The 19,107-nt window shown below is 46.1% G+C and carries 11 protein-coding genes; 1 reads left to right on the top strand and 10 read right to left on the bottom strand.

From position 1 onward, the window contains the following. Positions 1-81 precede the first annotated feature (81 nt). Genes ACMN7X_RS10105 through ACMN7X_RS10095 form a run of 3 tightly spaced genes read right to left on the bottom strand, consistent with a single transcriptional unit; the run spans position 82 to position 3,969 of the window. Positions 82-993 carry a DegV family protein gene (locus tag ACMN7X_RS10105; RefSeq protein ID WP_418747347.1) on the bottom strand — a complete coding sequence of 304 codons (912 nt, stop codon included), beginning with the start codon at positions 991-993 and terminating at the stop codon, positions 82-84. A gap of 25 nt (positions 994-1,018) precedes the next feature. Next, a complete protein-coding gene (locus ACMN7X_RS10100; protein WP_418747346.1) occupies positions 1,019-2,704 on the bottom strand; it encodes an acyl-CoA dehydratase activase in 1,686 nt (561 codons plus the stop codon). Continuing rightward, positions 2,701-3,969 carry a 2-hydroxyacyl-CoA dehydratase subunit D gene (locus ACMN7X_RS10095; protein WP_418747345.1) on the bottom strand — a complete coding sequence of 423 codons (1,269 nt, stop codon included), beginning with the start codon at positions 3,967-3,969 and terminating at the stop codon, positions 2,701-2,703. Before ACMN7X_RS10095 ends, ACMN7X_RS10100 begins: the two co-directional genes overlap by 4 nt. A 150-nt stretch (positions 3,970-4,119) precedes the next feature. Between ACMN7X_RS10095 and ACMN7X_RS10090 the strand changes: the two genes are divergently transcribed. Beyond that, positions 4,120-4,395, top strand: a complete 276-nt coding sequence (locus ACMN7X_RS10090; RefSeq protein ID WP_418747344.1) for a hypothetical protein — start codon at positions 4,120-4,122, stop codon at positions 4,393-4,395. 52 nt (positions 4,396-4,447) lie between these two features. Here ACMN7X_RS10090 and ACMN7X_RS10085 read toward each other — a convergent pair whose 3' ends face one another. The 7 genes from ACMN7X_RS10085 to ACMN7X_RS10055 form a co-directional block, all read right to left on the bottom strand. Beyond that, entirely contained in the window at positions 4,448-5,497 is a 1,050-nt protein-coding gene (locus ACMN7X_RS10085; protein WP_418747343.1) for a glycoside hydrolase family 25 protein, read from the bottom strand. A gap of 15 nt (positions 5,498-5,512) precedes the next feature. Then, the gene (locus ACMN7X_RS10080; RefSeq protein WP_418747342.1) at positions 5,513-5,950 is read right to left on the bottom strand and encodes a hypothetical protein; all 438 of its coding nucleotides are present in this window, start codon (positions 5,948-5,950) and stop codon (positions 5,513-5,515) included. 5 nt (positions 5,951-5,955) lie between these two features. After that, complete coding sequence (locus tag ACMN7X_RS10075) at positions 5,956-6,786, bottom strand: hypothetical protein (protein WP_418747341.1); 831 nt, start codon at positions 6,784-6,786, stop codon at positions 5,956-5,958. 23 nt (positions 6,787-6,809) lie between these two features. Then, complete coding sequence (locus ACMN7X_RS10070; protein ID WP_418747340.1) at positions 6,810-9,209, bottom strand: phage baseplate protein; 2,400 nt, start codon at positions 9,207-9,209, stop codon at positions 6,810-6,812. Beyond that, positions 9,209-13,663 carry a hypothetical protein gene (locus tag ACMN7X_RS10065; protein WP_418747339.1) on the bottom strand — a complete coding sequence of 1,485 codons (4,455 nt, stop codon included), beginning with the start codon at positions 13,661-13,663 and terminating at the stop codon, positions 9,209-9,211. Before ACMN7X_RS10065 ends, ACMN7X_RS10070 begins: the two co-directional genes overlap by 1 nt. Continuing rightward, a complete protein-coding gene (locus tag ACMN7X_RS10060; protein ID WP_418747338.1) occupies positions 13,663-14,457 on the bottom strand; it encodes a phage tail domain-containing protein in 795 nt (264 codons plus the stop codon). The genes ACMN7X_RS10065 and ACMN7X_RS10060 overlap by 1 nt, the downstream gene beginning before the upstream one ends. A 1,667-nt stretch (positions 14,458-16,124) precedes the next feature. After that, positions 16,125-16,169 carry a hypothetical protein gene (locus ACMN7X_RS10055; protein ID WP_418747442.1) on the bottom strand — a complete coding sequence of 15 codons (45 nt, stop codon included), beginning with the start codon at positions 16,167-16,169 and terminating at the stop codon, positions 16,125-16,127. Between the last annotated feature and the right edge of the window lie 2,938 nt (positions 16,170-19,107).

Genomic DNA, 19,107 nt, shown 5'->3' with positions numbered 1-19,107 from the left:
ATATTTATTTTGGCGTATGGGCTTTATTATATTATATAATGGACGGAAAATCAAAAAAATTCCTGTTAAATTCATTACATATTAAGACAATCGGTCGCTCCTCCGGATGACACCGTATCCGATGGAATAAGGGCCGGCATGAACGCCGATGGTCGCTCCGATCGGGCAGATCGGAACGGAGATTTTCCTGCCGAATGTTTCATGAAGCCGGTCTTCGGTCATTTTTTGCAGGCGGACAGCTTCCTCATGATCATAGCAATAGCCGATGATGATATTGCAGTCGGCCGGTGTACAGTGATAATCTCTGCAGTATCGAATCAGCAGATCGATAATGCCGTTTAAGGATTTTCGGCGTCCCCGTTTGATGCCGGAGGAGTGGATCTCGCCGTCCTGCAGAGTGATCAAAGGTTTGACATTCAGCAGCGTTCCGGCGATACTGGTCACTTTGCCGATGCGCCCGCCCTTTTGGAGATAGTTCAGATCACCGACAGTGAAGAGAATTCTCGCGGTTTTGCCCAATTCTTTGATTGTGGTTACCGTTTGTTCCAGAGAATATCCGGCATCTCGCATCCGACAGATTTCCAGGACATAAACGGCCTGCATGAGTGTGGCGCAGAGGGAATCGAGCACAACAACCTGGCTGTCCGGATAATTGTCTTTCAGCATTTGGGCAGCAATTTCAGCAGACTGCACAGAAGAACTCAGCTTGGTGGAAATGCAGACGCAAATAATATCCTGTCCTTCTTTCGCTGGTCCTTCAAAAGCCTCATAAAAATCCTGGGGCGAAGGGGCTGCTGTCTTTGGAATAATATCCGGATGATCTACCATCTTCTGATAAAAATCTTTCAGTTGAATATCGATACCTTCTCTTTGATATTCCCTGCCGTCAAAAGAAACAAGAAAGTGGACGACACGGATATCTTTATCCCTTAAAGTCTGTTCCGGCAAATCGCAGGAACCGTCGCTGACGACGCAAAAATTTGTTTTTTTCATTGAAAACCCCTCTCTTATATAATTATTATTTCAATGTATCCAGTGCGTAGAGGGCGGCGCCGACAGCGCCGACGATTTCCGGTTCCGGACATATATAAAGTTTTGCCTGAATTTTTTCTTCGACAGCCCGAACAACGCCCGGATTTTTAGCCACACCGCCGGTCATCATATAATCGGCTTCCAATCCCACCCGCTTTAAGAGGGAGAAGGATTTGTTGGCGATGGCCCTGCATATACCGTTGGCAATGTCCGATTCCTCTTTATTGTTGGCAATCAGAGAAATGACCTCGGATTCGGCGAAAACGGTACACATGCTGGTGATTTCGATATCCTCCGTGGATTTTAAAGCCGAAGGCCCGAGCTCGTCGATGCCGATTTCCAGCGTGCGGGCGATGGCCTCCAGGAAACGGCCGGTTCCGGCGGCACATTTATCATTCATGACAAAATCGGTGACTTCGCCGTTGGCATCTAGTTTGATGGCCTTGCTGTCCTGACCGCCGATATCGAGAATGGTGCGGATTTTTGGATTAAAGTAGTGGGCGCCCCGTCCGTGACAACTGATTTCCGTGACATTTTCATCGGCGAAAGGGATGCTGACCCGGCCGTATCCGGTGGATACGATCCAGGAAATATCTTCTTTATTCAAGTGAGCTTTTTCAAGAACATCGGCCAGAATCCGTTCGGCGCTTTCACCGGATTTGGCGCCGGTGCGGATCACGGAAAAGGCTTTAATATTTCTCTCATCATCCATAATCACCGCATTCGTGGAAGTGGAACCACTGTCTATACCCATAACATACATTGTCTTTTCTCCTTCTGATGTTTTCATTTTTTGTTTTGCCAGCTTCTTTTTTTCATTGCCGGATTTCTGCACCGATTCCAGAAAGGCTTCCATCCGTGTCAGGATCTGGCCGTAGCTTTGGGTCGTATTGTCTGTTTCCAGTAAAAGCATCGGCTTTTGAATCATTTCCTTCAGCCAGGCATATTCATAGGAATAGCTGTCACAGAATTGGACGGTATGATAAATAATACCATCAGTACTGTCGGCATATTTTTGAATGAGCAGATCCCGGTTGGCCGCAGTCTTCATGCGCATACATGGGAACTGGCTCAAAAGTCCCCGGACATAACCGGTGAAAACATCGTCTTTTTCATAGAGAAGTTTGCGGTCAAGCCCTGTACAGGTAATATCAAAAGCGATTTCTGCGCCGTGTTCCTCTAAAATCCGATGAATGTTTTTATTGGCTCTGGCGCCGAGAATTCCTATGCGCGTGCCTTTGGCGGGATGAATGGTTGCCTGATTTTCCGATTCCCGCTGTAAAATGGCTTCCAGCTTCTTTTCGTCAAATTTTTTTCCTGAAAATTTTTCATAGGCGGCAAGCATTTCGCGAATCCGAAGTTCATAGAGTTTGATGCCGCCGTCCTTGGTGATCCTCGGAATATCCAGAATATAGATAAAAGTATCCGGCAGTTTTTCAACTAAAACATCGTAAAGGCGCCGGATGCTGTCGCAGCAGGTGGTAAGAATAATGCCCTCATAATGGTTGGCAAGCACGTCCTCCAGCACGCCTTTGGCAAAGCTGCATATATTTGGGTGCATGAGGGTGTCCGCCTGATTAAAGCTTGCCACCTCCGGCTCGATACGCTTCATTTCCAGGCCCATGGATTCAAAGATTTCAATGGGCGTATATTTGCAGATATATCCGATCATTTCTTTTCCTCCTCAATCATTTCCAGAAATGCTTCCAGCCGGGTTTTAATCTGGCCGTCATGGCTGTTTCGGTGGTCGATCCCATCGCCGTCCAGAATCAGCATAGGAATGTTGCGTTCCTTCATGGCCTCCTTTAAAAGCAGGCTTCCGCCGGAGGCCTGTTTGCATCCCCAGTGGCAGAAGTGTATGACCGCATCGGGATGAAGCTTGTCTGTCAGACTGCCGATGGCCTGGGCTTTGTGGCTGTAGGAGCCGTTATAAACATTTTTGATCAATTTTCGGGCCAGAGAGCGGAAGGGGTCTTCCGGGTTCAGAGTGTCAGTAAAGTCAAATATAATATCCCCGCCGAGGAGCTGATATTTTTCACTGCTGTTAAAATAATATTTCAGGCTTTCCTGATAGTATGGGATCAAATGAATCCAGAGGATCCGTTTTCCGGTGAATTCGGGAAAAGTTTGGATTTCCTCATTCATAAAACGGATCAAATCAAGAAATTTCTGCGTTCCCATTAAAAGGTGGGTTCCCATCATCATATATAACTGGTGAATAATTTCCCCCGGATAATAATGGCGCTGAGCCAGTTCATAAAAACGCAGCAGCTCGCTGCGGGTCTCATTTTCAATGCGAAGAGACTCTTTCAGCTTTTCCAGCTGAAATTTGCGGCCAAGCTGTTTCTCCATATCCCGCACCATTGTTTCAAGCTGAGCGGCCAGATAATCCACAGAGGCATCGTCATCCGTATATGGCACATCCAGCAGCGTAAAAGGAACATGATTTTTCTTTTGCAGGAAACGAAATGTATTCAGATTTCCGTCACAGGATAATGAGGTGGTGACGGCATAGGAGGCCGGCGGTACAACGCCGCTCTCGACAGCTCCGATAAACGTTTTATGATAGGAGCAGAGGGTCGGGGCAATGCCGAGACTCTGGGCAAAATCAATAAAAAAATCTTCCAGCCGGTAACCGGATACATAGCAGGCCAGACATTCGATGGACAGGGCATTCAGCCCAAAGCTGTGGATCAGCTCGCAGGGCGCAAAAATATTGCCCCAGATATAACTCTTTTTGTGGCTGAGAGAATCGGCGACCATATTCATCATCATGTCTTCCAGTTTTTGATAGCCCCTTGCGATATTCTTTTTGGGCAGAAAACGGGTCCGCAGACAGTTCGCTTTAAAGCCGAGGAGAATCTTATCCCAGCTTTTTTCAGGTTCCGCCTCCGTTTTTGTTTTTACATATTGAATATATTTATCTGCGATATTCATAAAAATCCTCCGGATATATAATTTACAAGTCATTAGAAATTATAGAACCATCGAAGGATAAAGTCAAATCGTAAAAAACATATAATTGTTCAGAAAATTTTACATTATACACTTTTTTTGTTATACTATGTGTCAAAGGGGGTTATATTTATGTATCAGGTTAGTGTGCAGACGTATAATAAAAAGGGAAAAGAAATGGTGGACCACATTTCTATCACACTGGGTTCGATGGAGGATGAAGGATATGATGAGGGATTAAACCGATTATCCGATCTGCTTTTCGGACTGGATGTGGACTATGATGATGTGGAAGGCGACGGCGATATTGTCGTGGATGATATGCTGATTTCTGCTTCCGAAGGCGAACCCTTCGAAAAAACACTGGAAGGCAAAAAGCATATTTATAAAATCCGCGGCGGTGAATAGAAAAGCTGCGGTGAATCAGAGAAACAGAGGGTGTCCGTGGGACACCCTGTTTCTATTCTAAATGGATGAATAATCTGGTGAATGGTATGCCGAAGCAGCCCGCATAGCCGTCCATGCCGGGGCCGGTTTCATTATCATACTGGTTTGGATAATAGTCCGGGTTGTTTTTGCCCTTGACCTGATAGACGGCTTTATAATATTTGCCCTTTGTTTTGGATATATCCGTTTCATAATAAATTTCGATGGCGTCGATGGCTGTCTGATCATCTCCGGCATAGCCGTTGTGATAATCCTGCCAGTTGCAGCCCGTCACATAATCAAGCCACCCTCCGCCGATCAAATGAACCCGATAGCGGACTGAACCGGAGGTGACGCCGATTTTTACGGCAACAATTTCACTGTCCTGCCAGCCGGCATAATCGCTGCGGTTTTTTACATCGGGAAGGATACCGTGATTTCGGGTTTTTACGGCATAGAAAATATCCGGAGGGGCGGCGGTGTCTGCGGTTTCTGACGGAAATGGTTTGACAGATACAGAATAATCATAATTCATATCGACACTGCCCTGAATACCGGCAATATATCCTGTGGAGGAATACTGCCACATATCATACTTTCCTTCATAGGTGCAGGATGAATTATACTGGGCGATCCATTTGGCAAAGCGGTCAAGGCGGCTGCCGATGATATTCCGAAACCAGTTTAAATTGGCATAAACGCCGACGGTGTATCCGGCGGCTTCAAGTATTTCTCCGAAAATGATTGCGCCGCGCACCGCATGATTTCGAGTTGCCGGAGATTCCTCTTCCAGATCAAGATATACCGGATAGGAAAGTTTATATCCTCGGATGAGGCGGAGAACGTGTTCTGCCTCGCTGCGGCTCTGCTCATCGTTTGCGGCGTAAGAGTATATGTATACGCCGAAGGGAATTCCGAGACGGGTACATTCATCGGCGTTATATTTCCAGGAAGAATCGTCCTGGGCTTCGATATTATCCCCGTATCCGCAGCGGATAACAGCAAAATCAATATGTTTTTTGACTTCTTCCCAGTCGATTTTCCCCTGGGCATAGGATACGTCAATTCCAATTTTAGTGTTCATTGCATTTTCCTCCATTTATTTCACCGGAAGCCGCATGACTTCCGGTTCAATTTTCTGTTTGACGACGCCGTTGCCGCCGTCATTTTCGTAAAGCTTGCAGGCCTCGCTGAAAACCTCGAGGCCGTCTTTGGTGACAAATCCCTGTTTCATAAATTCACCGTGCATTTGCCAGATATTTGAGCGCAGAGTGACCACCGTGCGTTCTTTATCTTTTTCAATATGCCGGGTCATGAGTTCCTTAACTTCATTGACAGATTCTTTGATTTCATTAATTTCGGAAATAGATTTTTCCATTTTTTTGCGGCGGAGAGACATTTTTGTTTCAATGCCCGTTTTTTCAATGAGAAAATCGATCGCCTTGCTGACGGCCATCCAGGCTGAAAGAATGGCGCAGACAGCAAATATAAAAGTGTTCCAGTCGATATGAAAGAGCGCTGCGATTTCTTCGTTCATGCAGGTCACCTCGCATTATAAAAATCTATGCCGCTGAGACTGTCAATGTTTTTCTGCAGATCTTCCGGAAGCTCTGAGCTTGCCGTGATGGAAAGAACTTCTTCCGGAGAAGTGCATCTGCGGACCCATACATTATAGGCGTTGATCAACGTTGTAAATTGGGTGATAAAAGTGTCCGTTACAAGGGAGATTAAGGACATTTCTTCCGGGGTGTAGGGACGGCAGGAATTTTTATCCGAATGATAAGGGACAGGGAGCTGCAGCAGCTCGGCCCGGCGTGCCAGTTTTGCAATATTCAACTGGTCTAAAGGAGACAGAGAGAAGTGCTCTGTGCCGCCGGGAAGTTCCACATCGACGCCGTCTTCAATGAATTTCTGAATGATATCCTGGATTTCCTTGCATTTGTGTTCCTGAATTTCTTCCAGAGACATTTTCGAAAAGTCCACTACAGGGTCAATCTTTTCACGCATTTTTTCAACCACGACATTTAATGCGCTGATTTTATTTTCGATATCCATCAGTTTTTTGAGCTGGACGAAAACAATATAATCTTTTGTGCGGGCGGCTGAATCCGGCGTCTGAATTGAAAGAATGGCATCTCCAAAACCTGTATAGGCAGCGGATATGGCATTTCCCTGCTCATCGATCAATTCCAGTTTCTTTAAGGCAAAGATGTCCTGAAATTTTTGATAGATGGCCACGGATCGTTCATTCATTGTTATAAAATTCGGATAATGGAATTCAATAATTAAAGCGTCCACGTTGTCAATCAGCGTGGGCGTGAAGTTTGTACATTCCATTGTTGTTAAATCATTGAATCGAATGATATTTTTCATAGTGTTTACCTCTTTTCTTATTATTAGGCTGTTCTTTTCCACATATAGCAGGTGATATAAGGCTGTAGGATAGATTGAGAGGAACCTAAACTTGAACTGGTTCCAGGGGACGATGGCAAAGTGTGATGTAATCTTGCGAGGCCACTGGTTACCTGCCAGCCCATACTCGCTAATCTTACGGCTATTACATTACTTCTGTTTGCTACGCTGGAGCCGTTTGTACCGAATCCTGTTTCCATATACCAAATATTGTCATCTGCACCTACTGTTTGGGCGTGACTGTGCGAATTTACAGTATGACTATGCGAAAGATTCACGGTTTTGGTTCCGCCTGCCTTTTCGGGAGTATTAAAATTTCCATCGGATGTATTTACTCCCACCGGGACACGGCCGGAACCCCAAGCTGCCCATGTTCCTCCGATAAATGTTCCGGGATTTTTATTAACCGTTGTAAAAAATATAGAACCGACAGGGAACAAGGTTTTTCCTATACTTTTTATACTATTATTCAATGTTGTCAGGCTGCTGTTCAACGAGTTGGTAAGTTTGCTGCTTGCAGCATATTCATCACTGGCTGTACCGAGGGATGTGGCAATTCCCCGCATACCGTTAAAGCTGTAAGCCTTTACGGCGCCGTCCACCTGCAGCCGGGTCGAACTGTTCGAAATTGCCGTACTGTCGGTTGGCAGGCAGTTGATACCGACACGGCCCTTATCGCCTATGGCCAAAATCGGGATACCCTGAGTCAGTGTTCTGGCAGAGGAAACCGTATTTTTATCATCGCTCATCTGAATCTCGAATTCATAGGTTTTATTGATCTCGAAATTTCCGACGCTGAAAGCCGGAATGTTGATTTTGCCTTCGGCGATAGTTGCTTTAGCGGTGATATCTGTCCAGACAGCGGCATTTCTTTCGGCAATGGTTTCGCCGTATCTGTACTGTATGGAGCCGATGGTGTTTTGATTATTGACGACAGCGTAACTACCGCTGAAGGCCAGAGTGGTCGGCGCTTCGAAATCATTTTGCCGTTTCAGGGTGATATTTCCCGATGGTTCGAAATATTGATATACGGTGATATTTTTGCTCACCGAGCCGGCAAAATTGCGGCTGTCCGTGACAGTCAGAGTTACACTATAGGTTTTGGCTGTCGGGGCAAGGCCGAAGGATGCAACGCTGTTTACATCCAATTGAGATTCGGTGCGGCCGTTAAATGTAATTTTATAGGATTTTGCCGGAATCGAAGCGCCTTTTCTGGCGGTGGCGGCAGCGGTTATTTTGGCGCAGACAGTGGAGAGGGATTGGACGAATTTTGTATTGTCCGGGGCGGTGAAATAACCGTAGGCATTATCCCTGTCGTAGATGCTGAGCATAGAAGCGGAGACCGCCGGTTTTGTGGCGTCGCTGCTGACAATAGTGAAAGCGTTCCATGAACTTTGAATGGTCGATAAAACGGATGTGTTGTTGTTAGCGTTTGCCTGACTGGCATAGGTACATACATAAACGCTATATTTCCCTGATGCAGAATTAGGCGCTTTGGCATAAAACTGATTGACCTCAGCCTCAGTGAAAGACAGGGAAGTGTTTCCGCTGATAACGCCGGAAAGGGTCTTAACGACCACATTGGATGATACCGTACCGCCGACATTCGTATAAAAGAAAAGGCGGATATAGCCTTTTCCCGGATTGGAAATGTTCAGAGTGATACTTCCGGCAGCGGCCGGAAGTGTCCAGGCGGGAACACTGCCGACGGAAGCGCCGGCCAGAGTTGTAAAGGATGTGGTTTTTTCTGTCCATAAGCCGGAATCACTGCGTTTGAGCCGGATTTTTACGTTGTAGCTGGTGTTTGGAAGTAACCCATTGACGATGAAAGTGCCGGATGTGCCCTTTGCCGTGATGGCTGTTGCCGTTGTTTTACCGTCAAGATAGTATTGCCCTTCGGATATGTGGGCGTCGGCAGACCATTTGATTCGGGCAGAAGTCATTGTTTGATTGTCCACACCGGTCGTAAAATTGGCATAGCGTGGAATCCGGTCCAATGTCAGCGTATGGGCGTCGACCACCACATTATCCGGGGCGATGCCGATGTAGGCATAGGCTCTGACTTCGCAGGATTTCGTTCCATCATTGTTATGAGGAACCACGAAAGTATGGCCGGGACCGATCTGATACCACTGTCCGGCATTATAGTTAAGATTTATATTAAAGTTTTCTTTGTAATACTGGCCGTCGCACCAGAATTCCACATAGGCGCTGCCTGTCTCATTGTACCAGTAAGAGCTGTAATCACTCCGCATGAAGGATAAAGTCATATAGACGTTTGACGTATTGGCATTTGAGCCGTTGCTGCTGTAGGTACAATTCAAATGAATGGTATACTGGCCGCCGGAACCGTTTTGATAGCCGTTAAATTCTGTATATCCCATTAACTGTCACCTCCTGATGGAACAAAACATAAAAATTTACTGCCGTCTCCAATCTGCATGGGAACGGCTTTGATCCCATAGAAATCGGCGCCGTTTGGAGCGAGGAGACGGTTTGTGTAAACGGAATCCTCCTGGATACCGAAAACACGGTCTTCATTTTCATAAACATTAATCTCATCCGTATTAAAGACGGATTTTTTATTGCCCCGGACAAATTGAATACCTTTGGAGCTGATGGTCATTTCTCCGATCGTCGTGCCTGTGATGTTGCCGTTTTCATCCGGCGTATTCAGGGCCTCCTGGAATTTAGCCATCCAGGCGCTGGATGACATCGTGTAAGTGGCCATGGAACTGGATATCTTATCGTCAATCGCTTTGGGAAAATCAGCTATCTGTGTAGTGACTTTATCGACAGAGTCGGTGATTGTTGTTAACTTCCCTTCGATGGATAGGACATTTCCGGTATTTTCTCCAACTTTTGATGAGATATCTCCGATTCGAGTGGTGTTTTCCTGGAGATTGCTGTCAATCCGATTATACATTTCCCTGACGTCGATTTCCCTTTCGGTGGCCGTGCCGTCGCTGCCATAATCCGTTACAGTCACTTTCGTACTTTGGATAACCTGTTCAATCCGGTCATTTTGGGCTTTGATGCTGGTTTCTGCCTGGTTTAATTTTCGGGCGTAGGAAAATGTATCGGTAATATCGTAGACGGCTGCAAAGCATAACTTCCATGAGACCGGGTAGGTCTTGGAAGGTTCGGCGGAATTGCTTTTCAGGCAGAAATGGAACATCTCACCGAAGTCCCCGGCATCGCTGCAGCCGACATAAAAGATATATTCCGCCCATCGGCCGACGCCGATATTTTTTCCGGCGGTTTCGCCGGAAATTTTTGTTTCGCTAATCCACCGGCAGTCACAGGCAGAGCCTGCCGCCGTTTCCAGACATTCAAGAGAGTAGTCAACGGGGATGTTTGCGATAATTTTACAAACATACTTCCCGTTGCATCGGGAAGTCGCATGGAAATAAAAGCCGCCGATCACACGGTCTGATTCCGAGTTCCACTGAGAAGCAGAGAAGCTAACCGTGTTTCCAAGAGAATCGCTGATTGGCGAGTCGGTATTATCTTCAATGGAAATAACCGTGTGCGTACATTTGTAAAGCGAGACTCCGGGAAAATACCGGCTGAAATGAGTCGGATCAAACCCATTCGGGTTTTCCAGCATAAATGTCGGATTTTCATAAAGCATTTCTCCGGCAGCCATATTGGAAAGTATGGAGGCGTTTTCATTCGTTTCTTCCAATTGAGATTCAACGCCGAGTTTGAAGCTGTCGAGGCCCAGTTCCAGAGTGCCGGTGCGTTCTGCCAATGAAGAAATATCGCCTTCCAGATGGGTTTTGACGCTGGAAATATTGTTTTTTGTCGACTCTAAATCCTGCGCCAGAATGTTTGTTTTGGATGTGACGCCCTGAATGGAGGATTCATGGGCAGAAATTATCCGGGCATGGCTGTTGACGGTATCTTTGGTGAAATTGTAATCATCTTTTATTGAAACCGTTGTTCCGTCCTCTTTGGTGATGGTGGTATCCGAGATTAATTGGTTGATTTCTCCGGCATGGGTATCGATGTCTGTCTGAATGGTACGGATTTTTTCAGTCAGGGTTGTCCCGTCTTCATCGACAGTGATACTGCGGGAGTTCCAGATCGGCTTGCCATTTTCTTCGGCTGCTCCGGCAGAAGTCCAGTCCACTTTCGAGGTGTCGATCGCTTTATTGTCCACCATGCGGGTCTGAATCAGTCCGTCGGCGATGGCATTTTCGTGAAGCCCCTTTTCATCGATAAGGATGGCTGTGTCTTCTCCGCGCAAAATGAAGGTGAAATTGCCCTGAGCGTCTTTGCCAAGCTGGAGACGCACGCCGGAGGCATCGGAAAACTGCATGGCGGCCCCCTGAATACGGAGGGAATCATCGCCGGAAGCAAGGCCGATGACATCCGTGTTGATATTTCCGGCTTTTAAGTCATTTACGGTGATATGCGCTGCCATCAGATCCTTGAGATAAGCCGAGTCAATCGAGGCATTTTCCGCATTTAAAATAATTGTGTGGAGAGAGCCGGTGGTCGCCGAGCCGGAGAGAAGAGTTTTAATATTTCCGTAATCGGCAATGAGCTGTTCCACATCCACCTTAGCTGCGTCTAATTCTGTCAGGGAGGCAAATTGGGTTTGGAGATAGGTGATAAAGGCCGAGTCTGCGGACAGCGTTGAGATGTCGGCAACTTCCGCGGATAAATCCTTTGTTTTCAGATAGTCGGCCAAAGCCGTGTCAAAAACGCCGAGAGCCGCCTGAATATCCCGCGCAGCGGCATTTTCAAACACAGGGGAAGATATTAAAGAGGCAAATCTGGAATTCAGCAGAGCGGAGAGAGCCGTTGTTAAATCCTCCGAAGAAATCCCTGCGGTGATTTTGTGCTTGCCTGAGCCGGAATGATTATTTCCTGTCAGATAGGTGTAGTCGTCTCTTCGGTTGTAGGTGGTCACCATGCTGGAAAATTCCAGATTCATTTTGCCTGAGAGGTCGGAGGGCTGAAAATCAATGCTGATTATACGGAGTTTTTCTGCCTCTTCCGAATTCATGCCTACACGGATAAAATTTCCGACGTCAAGCTCATCAGTGAAACCGTTGTACTTGCTGATGGATAGAAAGCTGTCTAAATCCACCTTCATGCTTAGCTGGGGACGGGATTCGACGGCAAGCTGTTCGCAGGCTGAATGATACAATTCTTTAGCCAGATCCACCTGGGCAATAGGGTCGTCAAAATCTGTGACAATAATGTTTTCATTTTCATAATCGGTGTGAACCGTTAAAGATTCAAAAATTTTCAGTTCTTCACCGGTAAATCCGTGAACAGGATTCTCCATCTGCACATAGGCGGTGATATCTTTCCGTTCGGACTGAAGATCCTTCATCTCAGCGCGGAATTCGGAGACACGGTTTTCTCTGGCTGTAATGGCTTCGCGGATCTGACGGACATATTCGCATTTTTCCAGATAGAGTTCATGCTTCTGATTGTAGAGCGCCTCATTTTCCGTATGAATATCGGGATTATAAGGCGCTGCCCAGTCTTTATAGATATCTGCCGATTCCGAATATGCGATGAGTTTGTTATTCAGCTCATTAATGCCGTATAAATTCCAGTTGGTTTCCCACGAAAGTTCATTTTCAGGGGTCAGACGACCGGCCTTGACCGCTTCAATCTGAGCTTCCAGCTTTGGAATGATGACTTCTGTGAGACTGGCATAAATGCCGTAATCGCTTGTGCTTTCAATCTGGAGAATACCCTCTGAGGTGTGAAGTTCACGCAGCAGGGCGGCGGCGGACTGACTGCTTTCCAGCTCCGCCTGCAGTTCTTCCAGTGTCAGGCCCGTCCATGCGGTCTCGCACCGGCTGTCCGGCACCCGGTCATAAAGCTCGGATATCTGGCTGTTGAGATAATTCCAGGATTTGGTGAGTTCCATATAGCGCGCCCGCTTTGCCTCCACATTAGCTTTATAGGCCTTATATTTTGTGATGGTTGTCTCATCAAACCATATCGGATTCAGGAAATAGTCATAATTGGAAATCCGGCTGCTCCCAAAATTGGCAAAGGGGAGAATATCTTTGCCGCTGTCCGCCAGAACCGTAAATTGGGTATAAATGCTGTCGCTGGAAGGGGCGATGATCTGCCTGGTGATCAGGTTATGGATGGACAGGTAAATATGGGTGTCCTCACCGAGATTTTCCACCTTACAGGCATTGATGGTCCGGGCTGCCGTATCAAAGAGAAAGACACATTCAAAGGCTTTGGCCACATCCTGGGTCAAAACGGCATAAAGGTCAGAACCTTCAATTTCAAAGGAACGGCGAAGAGAGCGCAGTTCGGTGTCGATATGTCCGATTTTCCAGTTCGGCGCATATTCCAGAAGTATGTGCATCAGGCTCAGCCGATGGTCCTTATCATTGACGAAGGTAATATAATTGATCGGCATACCGAGAGCATCGAGGTTCTCCGGATACCACTCCCGGCTCAGTTCATTTCCCATATTGACAGCCAGCGCGGTAATATCCTTATCCTGCAATTCACATTCGAGGGAACCAGCGGTCACGGATTTGATTCGCCCATTCGGGGAATTCTCTATTTCCGGTTCGGAATTAATGCGGAAGATCCGGCCCTGGGAATCTTTGATCCGCATATACTGGGACAGATAATTAAAACAAGGGTTCAAAAGGGTCGTCTTTTTCTGAGGCAGATAAATGTATTCGGGAACTTCAAAGGATAATTCGGAAATATCCAGCAGCTTTAAAGTCATCGAGTCATTTTCATAGCCGATCACCGGGGCCATCGTCTGATTATTCGGACGGCATACGTAAAAATCCAAAGGCGTGTTATGTTTCAGACAGTCTTTATTGAAAAACATTATTGACCACCTGCCAATCTTGGGTAAGCGCAGGAAATGGTTAAAATACAGTTCCCGGTGACGGAGATTTCATTGATGCCGGGGATGAGGCGGAACCATTTCAGGTTCCAATCATCCATTTTGAAGACACCGGTGTTATCTTCGATATATTTATCCTGATTATAAAATGTCAATATCTGATCTCTGCTCATGAGAACCGACAAAGATCTTTCTTTATCGGAATGATTAATGAGGCTGACGGTCTGATTGGCATTTGATTTGATTTTTACAATGGGGTAGTAATCCTCATTGATCTCATCGGAAGTATTTTCCAGTTGGATATCCAGGGAATCTGTGCAGGTGTAGGATGCGGTTTCTTCCTTTGAAAAGGCGTAAGGCGCAATGTTTTCAAAGACAAGTTTTAACCCGTAGGTTTCACAGGATGGTTCGAATCGCTCAATGGAAATAAAATTTCCATAATAATCCACAGATTCAAAGATTGGGTTTTCACAGCCGGAAAAACAGAGCTTTTCAGGCTCATTGCTGCCATTCAGCCAGCGGCGGATTTCACGAAGCTCGCTGTCTGTGAAAGGCGATGCGTCGTTTTTGACGACAGAAATATTGATTTTAAGAACATCACTGTATTTTAAGCCCCTGCGCACAGGCATGGGGTGATACATGCTGATTTCTCCTTTAATGACGGATTTTTCATATAAGGTTGTCAGCGGAGAATCATTACTGAAACCCACCAGCCGGAGCCGGAAGGTTTCAGAGGATGTTCCGTTAAAGTAAAATGAGTGTGCATATAGTGCCATAAGGTCCTCCTTTTTATTTTAAACCGATTTTACGTGCGTCTTTATAAAATTCTTTGCCGATCATCGGGGCGATGTCCTTTGCAAGCCGGCGCAGCTCCCGAACCGTATATTCGTCAGCCTTGCCATCAACCCGAATCAGAGGCGCGTCAAATATATTTGTTACAGTGTCGGAATTCTTCGGCGCGAAGAAATGCGGAGTCGGGCGGGTATGTACCGTGGCCGTGCTCGCCAGTTCCCGAATGGTATTCCATTGAGCTTCTGTCAGCACAGCTTCGTTATTGCGCCCGAGGAAAATACCGTCCTCGCCGGTGGCCTGAAGGATACCGCCCTGACTGAAACCGGCGGCTTTCAGGGCGTTGAGAATATGAATATTCTGTTCGGCAGTGCCGGTCCAACTGCCATGTCCGCCTGCCCATTCGTGGAGCAGCCTGTAATTCCTGTCGCTGCTTGCCCATCCGTTATAGAGAAGCCGGTCGCGGATGGAAACTTCTTTGTTCAGCCAGCTCAGTCCTTTGGTTGACGGGCTGGGGTCTAATCCTAAATCGTTTGGAGACTTGGGGCCGGATGGCTTGGAAGGCTGCTGAGGTGCAGGAACCTGCGGTTTTTCGACGCCTTTTTCAGAAGGCGTTGGCGCGATGGTTTGAATGACCGACGCATCCTCCCGCTTTGACGTATCAATTTTTTGGGATGTAATCTTTGATTTTGCCTCAGCCTCTTTCATCGCACTCATATACTGAGTGGCGGCGTTTTTGGCGGACAGCCAGGGCTTTGCGACATCTTCCGACATATTTACCCCGATTTTATTCAGCTCATTGGCAACAGTGCCGTAATTCTTCTGAACATTTTTCAATGTATCGGAAATCACTTTTTCCTGGGTTTGGCTGTTGGATTCCAGATCTTTGATGCAGGCGTCGTATTTTTCCTGAAGCTCCTTTTGAGCATTGTCATAACTGTCCATCCGGAGGTCATAGGCCCGATCGTCGATGAGTTCCTGCTTGTCTGTTTCCAGTTCTTTTAATCTGGCCTGAAGTTCACGCCGCTGCCGTTCCGCATTTTGACCGCTTTGGCCTTCAAGGGCTGCCAACTGTGCCTGGAGGGACTGAATATCCTTGTTTTTATCTTCGATTTTCTTCTGATAATTGTCATAATCTTTCAGCCCTTTTAAGGCCTCCTTTCGGGCGGAGATGAGTTCTTTATTGGCGTCCAGCTCCTGATCCAGTCCCTCTTTTACCAAATCCAGAATGGCTTCTTTATATTGCTTTACATCGGCGGCTGCGTTCTGGGCATTTTTCCGGTATTCTTCCAGAGATTCGTTATATTCCTCCTGGGTGATGTTCCCGTTTGCCAGATGTTTTCCGAGCTGATCAATGGCGTTTTCATATTCCGCAGCCAACTGCCTGGCCGTGGACATTTGCTCGGAGATTAATGCAATTTTTGTGAGACCGGTTGAGGTGAACTGGCCGTTATCGGTGAAGAAATCATTTTCATTCAGCAGATCGCCTGCCCGGTCCAGCTCGTCCGCAAAGTTTTTCAGATGGGTTTCATTCTTTTTAAATGTACTGAAATCCGATTCAACGATGGTGTCTTTAATGTTTTCCAGTTCGATATCAATGGAAGCGATATCATCCTTCAGAGAAAACATGTTTTCCTGCATGCGCAGGTAAAGGTCAGACCCAACAAAGTTTTCCTGTTCTTCCATCAACCGCTTGAATTCGGCCTGCATACTTTTCAGTTCTTCCGATTTGGCGGCCTTCAATTCATTGTTATACTTAATAAGGGAATCATAATCGGATTGCCCAAGGGATTTACCCTGTTTTTCAGCCAGTTCATTCAAGGTTTCATGGTGACTGATAATTGTTTTAAACAGGGCAGAAAGATTGTCAAAATCATCTGTGATATTATCGATTCGTTCCTCATTTAAATCCTTCACGTCGATTTTCAGGTCTTCCATCGATGTGCGGCAGTCCTCAGCTTTATCGTACCAGTCCTGATATTCTTTAATCTTTTTCTGCAGGTTTTCATCCGTTATATCTTCGATATTCAGCTGACCGTTTTGAATTTTCTCAACATAATCGCTGCTCAAGCCGATTGAGGCGGCCTTTGCCATATAGGCGTTATAGGATTCATTCAGATTGGATATTTCATTTTGAATGGCGGAAATAATCTGGCCGATATAGGAATTTTGTGCCTTAAAAGTTGTTACGGATTCCAGCTTGGTTTTCCAGTTTTCTGTCAGAAATTCGAGATGTTTGATTCGATTTTCAATCCAGTCAAAGGTTTCGGGTTCCGGGGTATCCCCTGAACCGTTGGCGTAGGCGTTAGATACAACCGAATTTAATGTGCCTTCCGCATAGGCCCGGCCTTTTCCGGCTGCTTTCCCATATTTCATAAGACTTTTTGTCTGGCCGGCATTGAGGATGATATCTCCCTTTTTCAGATGCTCCCGGTGCATACCGCCCGGAATCAGCATCCATTTGCCGTTTCGAATAATGGATTCCGTTCCCAGCTCATTGACCAGCGCCGTTTCATTTTGAGGCAGGGAAACCCTGCCGTCGGCGTGGGCCGGGGAGAGAAGAGTGCCGGTAGCAAAAGGCAGAAGGGCATTCACCAGCCCGGAGGCAAATTTTGTTGCGGTATAAATAGCCTGTCCGTATATGGTTGGCGCAGTCGGACTGATCCCACTGAAATCACTGGAATATGAAGCGATTCCATTTTTATCCGGAGGGTCAAATCTGAATACATCTTTGGCATCCACAGTATAGGAAACAACTCCGTCTACCTCGGTCTTTTCGGACGGGATGGACAGGCCGTTGATATTGGCGGTATAGGAAATCGTGCCGTTTTCATTTTCAATCTCCTCAATATTGCTTTTATCGACGACAATTTTTTTGCTCAGAATAATATCATTGGCATCGTCAATATTAAGTTCCGGCGTTAATTCCGGATGCTGTTCAGACAAATATTCTAAATATTTCTGGTAGCTTTCATTTTTATTACTGATTTTTGCCTGAATTTCAATGATTTCTTCGTTGCTCGAGGCATTTTGTAATTGTTCATACAGGGAATCCGTGTCAAATCGTGCCGGAATGGTAATGCCCTCTCTGTTCATCCCCAGGGATTCCTCATAGTTATTAATAAGTTCTTCCTGGCCGACGATGGCGTTGGCATAATGGTTTACGGCGTTGTCCGACTGGCCGGAGGCTTTGGCGTAGGCCAGAGAGTTGTCGATGCTTTGTTCAAGCTGAGCATTGTCATAGGCAAACTTAATCTTTATGACGGCATTTTCATCCAGAAGAGACAGGTCCTCCTCATACATCTCCAGATTGGCCTTCCAATCTTCAATATCCGAACCGAGAGATTCTTTTTCTTTTCCCGAATCCATAGCGTTGTAAATTTCCTCAAGATTTGAAAGGGATTTCCTGTATTCAGCCAGGTCATTAAGGGAAGAGTGCCACTGGTCGCCGCTGATATAACCGTAATCTTCCATTCGGCCCAGAATATCCTCCACAGCGCCGACGCCCAGCCCCATATCTTTTGCAAGCTGAGCCGTATTTCCAAGATTTGATATCCAGTCGTCATTCTCTCCAAGAGAGCGGTTCTCTTTAAAATCCTGAATAAAATTTTGAAGTCCGCTGTCGTTTTCAGCCGTAAAATAACGGTTGAATTTTTCAATGCCATTCTGATAGGCTTCTATGGAATCGTCCATATTATAGGAAATGTAATCGGCAAAGGATTTGAAGTCATCGGTGCCGGTCAGGCCCTGATGATATAAGTCAGCGGCTTTTTGGGCGTAGCCGATGGCCTGTTCATAGTTATAACCTGCATTTTTTGAACTGAAAGCAGCAGCGACATTGTCGATGGATTCGGTGTCGGCAAGACTTTTGACAGAGGCCGACGCCTTGCCGGCAGAAGCGGCCAGTTCATTAAAATAGCTGTTTAAGGTATCGATATCTTCAACGCCCAGATTTTCAAGACTTAATCCCATGTCCTTTAATGTGCCTTCTAAATCCTTACCGGCTTTGGCGGCCTCAATTAGCCGGGCTTTGACAAAATCCATGCCGGAAGAATTGCCAAAAAGCTGATCGAGCCTATACAGGGTGGCATCAGGGGCTGAAAGATCTAACGTATTGAAATCATCAATGATATCCGTGATGGAGTGGTAATACCCCTGGGCTTCGGTATCCAGACCATCTTTCATCAGGCCGGTTATCGGGTCTTTAAAACTTTCGCGAAGCGTATTCAGAGTGTCTACGTTTTTAGAGATTGTTTTTGAATACTTTGATATTTCCAAATCTAGGTCATCAAGGTCTTTAGAGTATAAATCTTTTTTGAATTCGGATGTTGTACCGTCAAGCTTTTCTAATAAATCGGCTCGTTTGGCCTGTAAATTTGTAAGTTCATCAATTTCATTTTTTGTAGCAGAAACAATATCTGTTTCTTTATATCCGGCAGTATATTCTTCACCGATTTCAGTAATTCCTGTGTACTGTCGAGTTAAATCTTTTGTTCTTTTTAATTTAAGTGCAGCCAATGCATCATTTACCGTGGCTTCAGATTGCTCGTCCGCTTCTTGTTGTTTGAGGTCTCTTTGACGTTCTAATTCCTGATTTTGAAGTTTCAGAGTTTCTAATTCACGTTGTTCCGTGACAG

The sequence above is a fragment of the Frisingicoccus sp. genome, assembly GCF_048388605.1.
GTDB lineage: Bacteria > Bacillota > Clostridia > Lachnospirales > Lachnospiraceae > Frisingicoccus.
Note: the sequence above shows the minus strand (reverse complement) of the source record. Positions and strands in the feature narration are given on the sequence as shown.